Here is a 13,509-nt window from a genome sequence, read left to right as displayed (position 1 = left end):
CTAAAAGGCAAACTTTCGAATGCAACACCGCTTGGTGAAACGTTAATTGGTTCCAAAGTTGGTCAAACCGTAACCGTTCATCATGTGGAAGAACCCTATGATGTAAAGATCTTAGAAATCAAATAAATTTGGCTATGTTGCCAATGCAAAACGTAATAGAGAAGGGTGATTTATATGAAAAGAACGCTTCTCTTTTTTTGTATCTTTGCATTTTTTGTATTTGCGTATGTAGGCCGTTACCAACCGATTTCCTTAGATTTGGTTTCTCCATCTACCAAAACCGTAGAAATCAAAGGAGAAGTCAAGACACCAGGTGTGTATACCATAAAATGGGATGGTACCATCAAAGATCTGATTGAAGCAGCCGGTGGATTGACCCAACAAGCCGATACTTCATCGCTTGCGATGTTAAAAGAAATGAATCCGAAAGAAGTTATCGTCATTCCCAAAAAATCATCAACGACGCTCAAAAAAGTATCCATTAATTCGGCCACTGAACAAGAACTACAAACTTTACCAGGCATAGGCCCAGCATTGGCCGGACGCATTATAGCCTATCGAAAGACCAAATCTTTTACATCGTTAGAAGAAATGAAAGAAGTAAAAGGAATTGGCGAAAAGATGTATGAAAAGATCAAGGATCGAATTTGTCTATGACAATGGCGTCTTACTTTCTAGCCATTGGCTTTTGGGCATTGATGATCACGCATGATCTTTTTTGCATTGTAACATTAGGCATGTTTTACATGTTTTTTCTATGGATTCGTTTTCATAAGCCAGGTCTGCTTTGTCTTTGGATGGGTCTGATCGTCCTATCCATGTTCTTATGTTATCCTCGTACCCAAGAAGTACATCCGGGTATTTATCGTATTTATCAAATCAAACAAAATTATGTGTTGGCAAAAAATAAAGATACGGCAATCATCGTATATGGCATCAAAGATCCAAATTTCTATGATTGTTACTATGTTTCACAAATTGAACCCATTGATCATTTAAAAAACATCTATCAGTTTTCTTTCTCGGATTACATGGCCAAACAAAATATCTATTATTGTGGTCGTTCCCATGCGAAACAATTCATATCGAGTTCTCACTCTCTTAAAAGTCAGCTATACAGTCGTTGGAAAGAAAATAAGGTCATTCAAGCCAATTTCTATGGAATTTATCAAGAAGAAACACCTTCCATCTTAACAAGACTCGGATTGCCAATCATTGGTATATTCTATATCTTTCAGCGAAGACTACAACGATATATTTCCAAAGAAAAAGTACAAATTATTTTGCTGATTCTCATGATTGGGTATGGTTATCTCTTTGTATTTACCATCTCTTTTGTTCGATTCTTCCTCTTGTCCTTTTACACAAGCTTCTTGAAAAAGCGGGATATTGCACTATCAGCTTCAATCATTACCTTTTTATGTTTTTTTCCAAAACATGCTACCGATTTTGTTTTCGTGTTTCCCATTCTTTATCGATTGATTCCATATACAAACAAACGAAAACAATATCGTGCTTTCCTTCTGGCAATCAGTCAATTGATTTATTTTCATGAGCTCAATATTCCATTGCTTCTTTGTTTTTCCTGGATACGTACCATTCACAGCTATATCGTATTATGTTCTTTGCTTCCATTGGGACAATCACTTACGAATGTATGGTACGATTGGATCCAAAAATTTCCGTTATCGCATTTTCATTATGTTCCAGGCCTTCTTTTTTATCTTCTTGTGATTGGTTTTGTGCTGTACCCGGAAAAACGCAAAATAGCATGTATTGGTTTATGTATATTGCCATGGCTGCAACCCTATATGGATCCTTTTTTTCATGTATATATGATCGATATTGGTCAAGGAGATTGTACTTTGATCTTGGAACCCTTTCATCAAAGTGCCATTATGATCGATTGTGGACAAAGCTTTTATCGAGATAATGTGAAAGATATTATTGTACCCGTTCTAAAGGATTTGCAAGTTAAACGCTTAGATGCTTTAATTGTGACCCATTCGGATTTTGATCATGATGGCGGCGTGACAGAACTTGAAAAAATGATTCCTATCCAACAAGTGATTCGTTCGCGATATGAAAAGCCAAAGGTGAAATATCCTTTTTTCTCTCTGCTGCCAAAAAGAGAAACGTCAGATACCAATGATGAAAGTATTGTTTCTTATTTTTCGTATGATGATTTTCATTATTTATGGATGGGAGATGCCAGTGTACAGGTGGAACAAGAATTGATCCAACAATATAAATTGTCTGTCGATATCTTAAAACTAGGACATCACGGGTCCAGTACATCAAGTAGTATGGCTTTTTTAGATCAAACTCGACCCAAAGTGGGTCTGGTTTCGGTAGGGAAAAAGAACAATTATGGTCATCCATCCAGCACAGTCATCGCGAATTGTCATACGTTGGGTATTCACCTTTTTGAAACCCGGAAAGAAGGAATGATCCATCTTTTCAGTTTTAAAGGGATATTATGTATTGAAACCGCATCGCATTTGATTGGCATCGTCAAGACAAGTATAATGAAGCCATGAACTATATTTTACATGGAACCGATAGGAGTCGGATGGAACAACGGATCGAAGCAATCAAACACAAACACGATATTCAACAAACTATTGATTTTGATTGTCTGCAAACCGAACAAACAACGATTCTTCAGGAAATGGATAGCTTGTCGATTTTTGATGACAAAAAGATGATCATATTGCATCATTGTACTTTTTTGGCAATGAAAGATAGCACAAAATATGATGTGGAAGCCTTTATAAAAAGAACCGATCCATCGGATCAATTGATCATGATTTTTTGTGCAGATTGTGAAAAGTTGTATGAACGACGCAAAACGGTCAAACAATTAGCTAGTATGTCAACCGTGTATGCCTGCATGCCATTGGATGATCAATCACGACGATCTTTTGTGATGGAAAAAGCAAAAGAGAAAGGAATGCAGATAGATCGGCAAACCATCGATTGGATCTGTTCACGAATTGGTTATGATTCGTTGCATATTGAAAATGAAATGGAAAAGTTAAGTCTGTATTCGCAAAAGCCAACCATTGCTGATTGTCAACAATTGATCACACCAGAACCAACGGATAATGTTTTTAAAATGGTGGATGCATTATTTTCTCGAAATGCGCTATTGCTTCTATCTTATTATCGTAATTTTCGTCAACAGAACATGGAGCCTGTGGCGATCGTGGCTTTGCTCGCAAGTCAGATACGTTTCTTATTTCAAGTGCATGTATATGTAGAACAAGGTATGTCGCAGGCCGAAATCGCCAAGATCTTACATGCCCATCCATATCGAGTAAAGATCAATGCACAGCGGGCACAAAATTTCACATCGCAAGAATTGTTGGATCAATTGGTTTCATTGGCTACATTTGATCAAGAAATGAAAAGGGGACAAATTGATAAAGATGAAGGCTTTGAACAATTTGTATTAAAAATGTTAGATGCATAAAAAAAGCACCCGTGTGGTGCTTTTTAAAAACTATTGAATCGAATTGATTGCTTTAGCCAAACGTGATTTTTGACGTGAAGCATAGTTTTTGTGATGTACCCCTTTGGCTACAGCACTATCTAATTTTGAGCAGCATTCGCTATAAGCAGCAATCGCAGCTTCTTTATCTTGAGCATCAACAGCAGTTAATACTTTTTTGATGCTTGTTTTCAATGCTGATTTTCTGGCTACCATCAACTTATGCGCTTTGTTGTTGGTTTTTACACGTTTTTTCTTTGATTGAATCTGTGGCATGGACTGCACCTCCTGACATAAATCGCAAAAGGATTATAGCAAATTCTCTTCTTCTTTGCAACACAAGAGTGCAAAAATAAGGTATAATAGGCAAGTTGAAAGGAGCATGCTCGATGTCAGAAAATCAAGTATTATTTATGGGTACACCGCAAATTGCTGCCGATGTTCTACAAGCTATGTTCGATGCGAATATCAAAGTATCCATGGTCATTACCCAGCCCGATAAACGTGTAGGACGGAAACACGTACTCCAATATTCTCCTGTAAAGGAATTCGCTTTAAAATATCAGATTCCTTGTTTTCAACCCTATAAAATAAAAGAAGACTATCAACCTATTTTAGATCAACGACCCGATCTGATCGTTACATGTGCGTATGGACAGATCGTACCGAATGAAGTGTTGATGGCACCTACGTATGGATGCGTCAATCTACATGGTTCATTATTGCCAAAATATCGTGGTGGTGCACCTATTCAAAGAGCCATTTGGGATGGACAAACAATGAGTGGCATGTCATTGATGAAAATGGTTTCTGGTTTAGATGCTGGTCCCGTCTTAGATACTCAAATCGTGAAAATTTCACCGATGGATACATCGACTACCGTTTTTGAAAAAATGGGAAAAGCAGCCGGTCAGTTATTGATCAAAGATTTTGATCTCATTTGTTCGGATCAGGCAAAATATATCGATCAAGATGAAAGCTTGGTCAGTTATGCACCTGTCATTTCTAAAGCCGAAGAACATATTGATCTCAATCAAGAAGATCAACGAATCATCAATCAAATCCGGGCATTGTCGGATCATCCCGGAGCCTACATATATATAGGTAAGAAAAAGCTAAAGGTATTTCAACCATCGTATCAAGTGGGTCATACCCAACCTTTGGGAACGATTCTTGGTTTGCAAGAAGACCAATATGCGTTTGCTTTACATGAAGGAATCTTGTTATGTGGTGCTTGCCAAATGGAAGGGAAACCACTCATGAAGGCCAAAGACTTTTATAATGGTCAAGGACGTAATTTCGTTGGCAAAATAGTGGAATAGGAGAGTAGACATGGACCAAAAACATATACGAAATTTTTCAATTATTGCCCATATCGATCATGGAAAATCCACTTTGGCTGATCGTATCTTGGAATTGACACAAACGGTAGAAAAACGAGAAATGAAGGATCAGATCTTGGATTCTATGGATCTGGAACGAGAACGTGGTATCACCATTAAGCTCAATGCGGTTCAGCTTCGTTATCATGCCAAAAATGGCGAAGACTATCTTTTCCATTTGATTGACACACCCGGTCATGTCGATTTTTCCTATGAGGTTTCTCGCTCATTGGCAGCTTGTGACGGAGCCATTTTGGTTGTGGATGCGGCACAAGGCGTTCAAGCACAAACTTTAGCCAATGTCTATCTAGCCTTAGAAAATGATCTGGAAATCATTCCTGTCATCAATAAGATCGATCTTCCTAGTGCACAACCTGAAGTTGTTAAAAAGGAAATTGAAGATCTGATTGGTTTGGATTGCTCGCATGCCGTAGAAATATCAGCGAAAACGGGAAAAAATGTAGATCAAGTCTTAGAGGCAATCGTCCATGATCTACCGGCTCCTAGTGGTGATCCGCAAGCCCCGTTACAAGCCTTGGTCTTTGATTCATTGTATGATTCCTATCGCGGTGTCATTGCGTTTGTTTCCATAAAAAATGGTACGATCAAGCCCCATGACAAGATTCGTTTTATGGCTACAGGAGCAGAATATGAAGTTTTAGAAGTTGGTGTCCATACCCCAAAAGAAGTTACCGAGTCTCAGTTAAATACAGGGGATGTAGGATGGATCTCGGCTGCTATAAAAAATATCGAAGATGTGCGTGTTGGAGATACGATCACCAATGCTTTGCATCCAGCTAATCAGCCACTGCAAGGATATCGTGAAATGAATCCTATGGTATATTGTGGGCTCTATCCAGTAGATAATGCACGATATGATGATCTAAAAGAAGCATTAGAAAAATTAAAACTAAATGATGCCTCGCTCCATTTTGAACCAGAAACATCACAAGCTTTAGGATTTGGCTTTCGCTGCGGTTTTTTAGGCTTGCTGCATATGGATGTGGTCGAAGAACGATTAGAACGCGAATACAATCTGCAATTGATTGCGACCAGTCCTTCAGTTATTTATCATGTTTATAAAACCGATGGTACGATGGAGGCTATTGATAATCCCAGTGCGTTACCACCGATGCAAAAGATCAATCGCATTGAAGAACCCTATGTCAAAGCAGAAATCTTGGTTCCAAATGAATATGTAGGACCCATGATGGAATTGTGTCAGAAAAAACGCGGTGAATATGTCGATTTACAAGTGTTAGATGACATTCGCATGCAGTTGGTTTATGAATTACCATTGAGCGAAATTATTTTTGATTTTTTTGACAAGATGAAAAGTGCAACCAAAGGATATGCCTCTTTGGATTATGAATTAATTGGCTATCGACCATCCCAGTTGGTAAAGATGGACATCTTATTAAATGGACAAGTTGTCGATGCCTTATCGACCATCGTCTATAAAGATTTTGCGTTTAATCGCGGCAATGCGATGGCGATAAAATTGAAAGAACTCATTCCTCGTCAACAATTTGAAATTCCTGTACAAGCAGCCATTGGTGGCAAAGTGATTGCACGTACCAATATCAAAGCTTTACGTAAAAATGTCTTGGCAAAATGTTATGGTGGTGACATTTCACGAAAGAAAAAGCTTTTAGAAAAACAAAAGGAAGGAAAGAAACGAATGAAAATGGTGGGTTCTGTCGAAATTCCTCAAGAAGCTTTCATGGCTGTTCTTTCGATGGATGATGACTGATGCATGTGTATGTGCATATACCGTTTTGTGATTCCATTTGTGCCTATTGTGATTTTTTTCGTTATAAAACCAACACATCGATGCAAAAAAAATGGCTGGATCGACTGTTAGAAGAAATCGACTCACTTTCGTTTTCTTCTATTGAAACATTATATTTCGGTGGTGGAACACCAAGCAGTTTATCGAATTCGATGTTAGAACCCATTGTGAAACGTTTTCAGCCATATCTTGCCCAAAACTATGAATGGACCATTGAATGCAATCCAGAAACATTAACGCAACAAAAAATTCAGATGTATGCCCAATGGGGAATCAATCGCATTAGTTTAGGTGTCCAATCTTTTCAACCATCGATACTTGATACATTAGGAAGAAAGCACACACCGGAAGATATTTTTCAGTGCATCCAATATTGTCGAGATCATGGAATTCAAAATATTTCCATTGATTTAATGTATGGCTTGCCGAAACAAACAATGGCCGATCTTCAAAGAGATCTGGATACTTTTTTAAGATTGGATCTTCCTCATTTATCCATCTATTCTTTACAGATCGAACCCCATTCCATCTTTGGCAAACAAGGCATTGCCCCTTGTGATCCGGATTTGGAAGCCGATATGTATGAAAAAATTCGACAAGAATTAACAAATGCAGGATATGAGCAATATGAGATTAGTTCCTATTGTAAAAATGGGATGTATTCGCGACATAACTTATGTTACTGGGACGATTCGGATTTTGTGGGCATCGGATGTGGCGCTTCTGGAAGGATCCACGGGAAACGATACGATCACAATTCGTCAGTGCAGGACTATATCCAACATGGATCGATTCGCGAATATGTAGAGTCCGACCCTCCTTTTGAAGCCATCATGATGAGTTTACGGACATCTTTTGGCTTGAATGTGCAAGCTTGGAATCAAAAATATCATCGGGATTTTGAAAAAGAATATCAACCAGTATTGAAGAAATATGCAAATGATTTGAAGATTCAGAATGGTCGATGTGTTTGTACGCCTGCGGGTCTAGAAATCTTAAATACGATCTTAGTTGATTTTTTGGAAGATTCATGATACCATATTTTCGCTTTTGTACTAGGAACAGGGAACATCCGACCCTTTGCTTGGTAGAAAAGGACAGTAAGAGGAGGATATTATGTTACTGAAATCTGAAAAAGATGCAATTATCAAAAAGTATGCGATTCATGAAGGAGATACAGGTTCTCCAGAAGTTCAAGTGGCCATCTTGACCGCTGAAATCAACCGTTTAACAGAACATTTCAAAGAACACAAACATGATTATCATTCACAACGTGGTTTGATGAAAAAGGTTGGACGTCGTAAGAATTTGTTAGCTTACTTACAACGTAAGGACTTAGATCGTTATAAAAAACTTATTGCTGAATTAGGATTGAGAAAGTAATCGCTTGTCGATTACTTTTTTTCTATCTTTTTTTAGATTTCTATGTTACGATTCATAAGGTTAAATGAGGTGAAAATAAAAATATGGCGAAACAAGAGTTTCATTTTGAATTCTGTGGTCGGGGGATCACAGTAGAAACAGGGGAAATCGCAAAACAAGCCGATGGAGCAGTCATCGTTCGTTATGGAGATACAGTCACATTGTCAACCGCTTGTGCGAGTCATCAAGCCAAAGAAGGTATTGATTTTTTCCCGCTTACAGTAAGTTTTGAAGAAAAATTGTATTCGGTTGGAAGAATTCCAGGCGGATTTTTACGAAGAGAAGGACGTCCAAGTGAACATGCCACTTTAACAGCACGTATGATCGACCGTCCGATTCGTCCTTTATTTGCAGAAGGTTTCCGTAATGAAGTGCAAGTTGTCAATACAGTATTGAGCGTCGATCCCGATTATCCAAGTGAAATGGCAGCAATGTTTGGTGCTAGTTTGGCTTTGTGTATTTCGGATATTCCATTTAATGGTCCTATTGCCGGTGTGCACGTCGGTCGTGTCAATGGCGAGTTTATTGCCAATCCAACGGTAGCTCAACAAGAACAAAGTGATATTGATCTAACGGTTGCTGGTACGGCCAAGGCCTTAAACATGGTAGAAGCTGGTGCCAAAGAAGTCAGTGAAGAAGATATGTTGGCAGCCTTGATGTTTGGACATGAACAAGTAAAGAAATTATGCGCTTTTGAAGAAGAAATCATTCAAGCTTGTGGCAAACCAAAACGGGAAATTGATTTGTACACTGTCGATCCAGAAGTCGATGCAGCCGTACGCGAAGGCTATGAAGCCAAGATTCGTGAAGCTGTATCCATTAAAGAAAAATTGGATCGTTACAATAAAATTGATGAATTGACCGATGAGGCAGCAGCGATGATCGAAGCGAAAGAATATGCTTCAGAAAAAGAACAAGCCAATGCGATCAAACAAGCACGTGAAATTTGTCATGGTATTGAAGCCGATGAAGTCCGTCGTTTGATCATTGAAGACAAAGTTCGTCCCGATGGACGTAAAATTGATGAAATTCGTCCATTGAATTCACAAGTGGATTTGTTGCCTCGTGTCCATGGTTCGGCATTGTTTACACGTGGTGAGACACAAGTGTTATCCACTACAACATTGGGTGCATTGAATGAAAATCAGATTATTGATGACCTAACGACCAATGAATCCAAACGATTCATGCATCAATATAATTTCCCTCCTTATTGTGTAGGTGAGACTGGTCGTATGGGCAGTCCAGGACGACGTGAAATTGGACACGGTGCTTTGGGTGAACGTGCTTTAAAACAAGTATTACCATCGGAAGAAGAATTCCCATATACCATTCGTACAGTTGCTGATGTCATGGAGAGTAATGGATCTTCCTCACAAGCAAGTATTTGTGCGGGCACGATGTCATTGATGGCAGCTGGTGTTCCAATCAAAGCCCCTGTTGCTGGGATTGCGATGGGATTGATCATGAATGATGAAACCGGAAAATACACGGTATTGACAGATATCCAAGGAATGGAAGATCATTTTGGTGATATGGACTTTAAAGTTGCTGGAACCAAAAATGGCATTACAGCTTTACAAATGGATATTAAAACAACAGGAATCACTCGAGATATTTTTGAGGAAGCATTAGCACAGGCTCATAAAGCGCGTTTAGAAATTCTCGATAACATGTTGGCAGCTATTCCAGAGCCTCGCAAGGAATTAAGTCCGTATGCACCGAAAATGGGCACAATGAAGATTGATCCAGAAAAGATCAAAGATGTGATTGGTCCAGGTGGAAAGATGATCAATGAAATCATTGAAAAATGCGACAATGTCAAGATCGATATCAATGATGATGGTCATGTGGTGATTTATCATATGGATCAAGCCGCTATCGATAAAGCCAAAGAATTGATCAATAACATTGTACGTGTTGCGAAAGTTGGCGATGTCTATACGGCTAAGGTTGTTCGTATTGAAAAATTTGGTGCCTTTGTCAATTTATTTGGCAATACAGATGGACTTCTTCATATTTCCAAGATCAGCCATCATCATATTGATAAGGTAGAAGATGTATTGAAGATTGGGGATACCATTGATGTCAAAGTTACCGAAATTGATCGCAAAGGTCGAATCAATGTAAGTGCAAAGGCATTATTGCCAAAACCTAAAACGGAAGATCAACCAAAGAAAGAAGAAGCATAAGACTTGTTGAAAGATACAAGTCTTTTTTTGTGAAGTGATTCAGTTTGTTTTCCAAGTTAGTTATGGTAAAATAAGCGTCGTGTATAAGGAGGAACTCATCATGCGAATGCGAAAGATCCCATGGGCCGTTGAATATTTAGAGCAGGCGAAATGCCGTATCAAAGAACCGGAACAATACATGGGGAAATGGAAGCAATTCTTAGATACGGAAGTTCTTCATGTAGAAATAGGTTGTGGTAAAGGCAATTATTCATTAGGTATGTCAAAGCTCTATCCGCGAGAAGGTTTTGTAGCCATTGAAAAAAATGATAGTGCAGCCGGTGTTGCAGCCAAAAAATATGATACAGATACCGAAAAAGGCAAGTTGTGTTTGATTCGTGGAGATGCACAAACATTGAATGAATGGTTCGGAAAGCAGGAAATCGATGTCATTCATTTGAATTTTTCGGATCCATGGCCAAAGAAACGCTATGCGAAACGGCGATTATCAAATACGCGTTTTTTAGAACAATACAAAGAAGTATTGGCAAAGGATGGACAAATCCAAATGAAAACGGATAATGCGAAATTGTTTGAATATTCTTTGATTGAATTTCAAAACGCGGGATTTCAGATGATCGAAGTGAATGTGGATTATCGAAAAGAACCACATCCAGAAGATGTCGAAACGGAATACGAAGAAAAATTTGTCGCAAAAGGGCAACCAATTTATCGTTGTGTTTGGAAACGGTGATATAATGAAGCCGATACATACAAATGAAGCTTATGTGAAAACCATGCTGCAAGATTCGATTTCGGTTTTTTTGTTCACAGGCATGGGATGTTCGGATTGTGTGGGAATGGACAGGGTCATCGAACATATCCAACCCAAATTTACCGATGTATCCTTTTATCAAGTACAACGAGATGAATTGTTGGATCTTTGTAAAGACCTTGGAATACAAAGCGTACCAAGCTTTATTGCCTATCGAGATGGTCATGAAATCAGTCGGTTTGTGACACCCTTTCGAAAAACCGAACAAGAAGTGATGGATTATGTAGCGATGACGGTGGAAAAGGAGTATGGAAATGCCAAAATTTAAGAATTTAATGAAATCTATTTTTGATGAAGATATCGATGACGAACAAGAAGAAATCGAAGAAGAAGTAAAGGAAGAACCAAAAAAAGCAGCGGAACCTAGTCCACAACCAACCGTGGTGGAACCCGAAAAACCACAACCTGTACAACAACCGGATCCTGTTTCGTTAGCCGATGTTGTTTTAGATCCTGTACCAGAAAAGAAAGCTACGCAGTTTGGCGCTTTAGATATTCAAAAAGTGCAAAAAAAAGACACGAGTCCGACTTATAAGAAACCGTATCATTTTGATCGTAGTAAATTAAATCAAGATGCCAAACCTGTACGTAAAAAACAACAAGAATATAATTATCAAAGTATCATGAGTCCCATCTTTGGGAATACGGCGGATGATAAAAAAGAGTATGATAAGATCCATAATGCAGTGGAATTAGAAAAACCTGTTGTCTCTTCTTCTTTTGAACAAGTTATTTCACCAATGTTTGGTCAAGACATTCCAAGCTATCGAAAAGAAAACGAAATTCCTCGTAAGGACCCAGATACGGTGGGTCAAAAAGCAAAAGATGAAACCGAAGCCATTGCGTTAGATGACATCTTAGAAAAGAACGAAGAAGAAAAGCCAAAACAAGAGAAGTTATTTGCTTCTAAAAACTAAGGGGTGAAACTATGGCATATCATTTTGTAGGAATCAAAGGAACAGGAATGGCCGCTTTGGCCTGTATTTTACATGACGAAGGCTATCCAGTGACTGGTTCCGATATCGACAAATATATTTTTACGCAAGATGGATTAACAGAACGAAACATTCCGTTTGGCTCCTTCGATGCCAAGAACATTCATGATGGGGATATCGTCATCATGGGTGGTGCATTTGATGAAAGCAATCCAGAAATTAAGGCAGCACAAGAAAACCCAAATGTACAAGCTTATTGGTACTTTGATTTTCTTGGTGAATTTGCGAAAAATTATGAATCCATTAGCGTAGCAGGAACTCATGGAAAAAGCACAACGACAGGACTTTTAGGATGGATCCTTCCTCGTTATGCGAAAACAGGTTACTTGATTGGGGATGGACATGGCCATATGCCTAAGGGCAGCGAATATTTTGTGTTTGAATCTTGTGAATTTAAACGACATTTTTTGTGCTATCATCCCGATTATGCATTGATTACCAATGTGGAATTGGATCATATCGATTACTATAAAGATATGGATGATTATGTATCCGCCTTTCAACAATTTGCCGATCAAGTCCAGAAGAAGATCGTTTATTTTGGAGATGATCCCTGGCTACCTACATTAAAATATCATGTGCCTACGGTTACTTATGGTCTCAAGGATGGCAATGATTATCAAGCTATTCATATTGAACAAGGACCATTTGGTATGCATTTTGATGTAAAACACGAAGGAAAAGAAATCGCACATATTTCTTTGCACGAGACTTCATCTACGTTCTTGCAAGATGCTTTGGGATGTTTTGCGCTGGCCCATAGTTTAGGCATGAAAGTGGAAGATATCGTTGATGGTTTGGAGACGTTTAAAGGCATTGCTCGAAGAAGTGTAGTCGAAGAAGTTAAGGATTCTGTCTTGGTTGATGATTATGCACATCATCCGACGGCGATTCGTTATATGATCGATGCTGCTCGTAAAAAGTATCCCGGTAAGAAGGTCATCGCTTTGTACAAACCGGATCGTTATAGTCGTCTACAATATTTTCTACAAGGATTTGCGGATAGTCTAAATATGGCGGATGAAGTTGTATTGTGTGATTTTCCCAAAAATGCCGTTCGTGAAACGCCGGATATTACAGTAACGATTCAAGATCTATTGGCATTGTGTCCTAAGGGACGGTTGTTGGATGTCGATGAACCATCGGCGGCAATATTAGAAACCATGGGGCCTGCTGTTTACCTATTTATGTCAAGTAAAGATATCTATTTATTAAAAGATATGTTAAAGAAGCGGTTAGAAGAGGACTAGTTCCTCTTTTTTTTAGGTTCGTAAGAGCGTAAGCGTCAGATAAAACAGTGGATTCCAATTCATCAATAAATCTCCGATAATTTTAGTGAATTCAATTAGAGTTTTTGGAGCTGCTCCAAGAACTTTAAAAAATTCTAGATTGGAGTCTAAATTATATGAAGGCTGAATT

At 38.5% G+C, this 13,509-nt stretch carries 14 protein-coding genes; 13 read left to right on the top strand and 1 reads right to left on the bottom strand.

Features of this window, described 5'->3' with window-relative positions; translation table 11 throughout:
* The 4 genes from SOS22_RS03860 to holA all read left to right on the top strand — a co-directional run.
* A partial coding sequence (locus tag SOS22_RS03860) for a GreA/GreB family elongation factor (RefSeq protein ID WP_320596371.1) occupies positions 1–126 on the top strand: 126 nt, incomplete at its 5' end.
* 48 nt (positions 127–174) lie between these two features.
* Positions 175–657, top strand: coding sequence for a ComEA family DNA-binding protein (locus tag SOS22_RS03855; protein ID WP_320325140.1), 483 nt, complete (start codon positions 175–177; stop codon positions 655–657).
* Positions 654–2,540, top strand: a complete 1,887-nt coding sequence (locus SOS22_RS03850; protein WP_320596370.1) for a ComEC/Rec2 family competence protein — start codon at positions 654–656, stop codon at positions 2,538–2,540. Before SOS22_RS03855 ends, SOS22_RS03850 begins: the two co-directional genes overlap by 4 nt.
* Positions 2,537–3,475, top strand: a complete 939-nt coding sequence (gene holA / locus SOS22_RS03845; protein WP_320596369.1) for a DNA polymerase III subunit delta — start codon at positions 2,537–2,539, stop codon at positions 3,473–3,475. Before SOS22_RS03850 ends, holA begins: the two co-directional genes overlap by 4 nt.
* Before the next feature lie 30 nt (positions 3,476–3,505).
* Here the strand turns inward: holA and rpsT are convergent, their stop codons facing one another.
* Positions 3,506–3,769 (bottom strand): 30S ribosomal protein S20, encoded by a 264-nt coding sequence (rpsT, locus tag SOS22_RS03840; protein ID WP_320596368.1) that lies wholly within the window; start codon positions 3,767–3,769, stop codon positions 3,506–3,508.
* A gap of 113 nt (positions 3,770–3,882) precedes the next feature.
* On the opposite strand from rpsT, the gene fmt reads away from it, so the two are divergent.
* The 9 genes from fmt (at position 3,883) to SOS22_RS03795 (ending at position 13,340) form a co-directional block, all read left to right on the top strand.
* Positions 3,883–4,815, top strand: coding sequence for a methionyl-tRNA formyltransferase (gene fmt / locus SOS22_RS03835; protein WP_320596367.1), 933 nt, complete (start codon positions 3,883–3,885; stop codon positions 4,813–4,815).
* 10 nt (positions 4,816–4,825) lie between these two features.
* Positions 4,826–6,628: a translation elongation factor 4 gene (gene lepA, locus SOS22_RS03830; RefSeq protein WP_320325135.1), complete on the top strand. Its 1,803-nt coding sequence runs from the start codon at positions 4,826–4,828 to the stop codon at positions 6,626–6,628.
* Complete coding sequence (gene hemW, locus SOS22_RS03825) at positions 6,628–7,701, top strand: radical SAM family heme chaperone HemW (RefSeq protein ID WP_320596366.1); 1,074 nt, start codon at positions 6,628–6,630, stop codon at positions 7,699–7,701. Before lepA ends, hemW begins: the two co-directional genes overlap by 1 nt.
* Before the next feature lie 82 nt (positions 7,702–7,783).
* A complete protein-coding gene (gene rpsO, locus SOS22_RS03820) occupies positions 7,784–8,050 on the top strand; it encodes a 30S ribosomal protein S15 (protein WP_128519916.1) in 267 nt (88 codons plus the stop codon).
* A gap of 83 nt (positions 8,051–8,133) precedes the next feature.
* A complete protein-coding gene (gene pnp, locus SOS22_RS03815; protein ID WP_320596365.1) occupies positions 8,134–10,281 on the top strand; it encodes a polyribonucleotide nucleotidyltransferase in 2,148 nt (715 codons plus the stop codon).
* Positions 10,282–10,381: 100 nt separating this feature from the next.
* Positions 10,382–11,014, top strand: coding sequence for a tRNA (guanosine(46)-N7)-methyltransferase TrmB (gene trmB / locus SOS22_RS03810; protein ID WP_320596364.1), 633 nt, complete (start codon positions 10,382–10,384; stop codon positions 11,012–11,014).
* 4 nt (positions 11,015–11,018) lie between these two features.
* Complete coding sequence (locus tag SOS22_RS03805; protein WP_320325131.1) at positions 11,019–11,363, top strand: thioredoxin family protein; 345 nt, start codon at positions 11,019–11,021, stop codon at positions 11,361–11,363.
* Positions 11,350–12,012 (top strand): hypothetical protein, encoded by a 663-nt coding sequence (locus tag SOS22_RS03800; protein ID WP_320325130.1) that lies wholly within the window; start codon positions 11,350–11,352, stop codon positions 12,010–12,012. Before SOS22_RS03805 ends, SOS22_RS03800 begins: the two co-directional genes overlap by 14 nt.
* 11 nt (positions 12,013–12,023) lie before the next feature.
* Positions 12,024–13,340 carry a UDP-N-acetylmuramate--L-alanine ligase gene (locus SOS22_RS03795; protein ID WP_320325129.1) on the top strand — a complete coding sequence of 439 codons (1,317 nt, stop codon included), beginning with the start codon at positions 12,024–12,026 and terminating at the stop codon, positions 13,338–13,340.
* Positions 13,341–13,509 lie beyond the last annotated feature (169 nt).

Source organism: Absicoccus sp., from assembly GCF_034090965.1.
Classification (GTDB): Bacteria; Bacillota_I; Bacilli_A; order Erysipelotrichales; family Erysipelotrichaceae; genus Absicoccus; species Absicoccus intestinalis.
The sequence above is the reverse complement of the archived record's forward strand: the minus strand, read 5'-3'. Positions and strand labels throughout refer to the sequence as shown.

Excerpts from the sequence above, each read along its gene's own strand:
- lepA (WP_320325135.1), top strand. The coding sequence starts at position 4,826 with ATGGACCAAAAACATATACGAAATTTTTCAATTATTGCCCATATCGAT.
- SOS22_RS03850 (WP_320596370.1), top strand. The coding sequence starts at position 654 with ATGACAATGGCGTCTTACTTTCTAGCCATTGGCTTTTGGGCATTGATG.
- SOS22_RS03795 (WP_320325129.1), top strand. The coding sequence starts at position 12,024 with ATGGCATATCATTTTGTAGGAATCAAAGGAACAGGAATGGCCGCTTTG.
- SOS22_RS03800 (WP_320325130.1), top strand. The coding sequence starts at position 11,350 with ATGCCAAAATTTAAGAATTTAATGAAATCTATTTTTGATGAAGATATC.
- hemW (WP_320596366.1), top strand. The coding sequence starts at position 6,628 with ATGCATGTGTATGTGCATATACCGTTTTGTGATTCCATTTGTGCCTAT.
- SOS22_RS03855 (WP_320325140.1), top strand. The coding sequence starts at position 175 with ATGAAAAGAACGCTTCTCTTTTTTTGTATCTTTGCATTTTTTGTATTT.
- holA (WP_320596369.1), top strand. The coding sequence starts at position 2,537 with ATGAACTATATTTTACATGGAACCGATAGGAGTCGGATGGAACAACGG.
- fmt (WP_320596367.1), top strand. The coding sequence starts at position 3,883 with ATGTCAGAAAATCAAGTATTATTTATGGGTACACCGCAAATTGCTGCC.
- rpsO (WP_128519916.1), top strand. The coding sequence starts at position 7,784 with ATGTTACTGAAATCTGAAAAAGATGCAATTATCAAAAAGTATGCGATT.
- pnp (WP_320596365.1), top strand. The coding sequence starts at position 8,134 with ATGGCGAAACAAGAGTTTCATTTTGAATTCTGTGGTCGGGGGATCACA.
- rpsT (WP_320596368.1), bottom strand. The coding sequence starts at position 3,769 with ATGCCACAGATTCAATCAAAGAAAAAACGTGTAAAAACCAACAACAAA.
- SOS22_RS03805 (WP_320325131.1), top strand. The coding sequence starts at position 11,019 with ATGAAGCCGATACATACAAATGAAGCTTATGTGAAAACCATGCTGCAA.
- trmB (WP_320596364.1), top strand. The coding sequence starts at position 10,382 with ATGCGAATGCGAAAGATCCCATGGGCCGTTGAATATTTAGAGCAGGCG.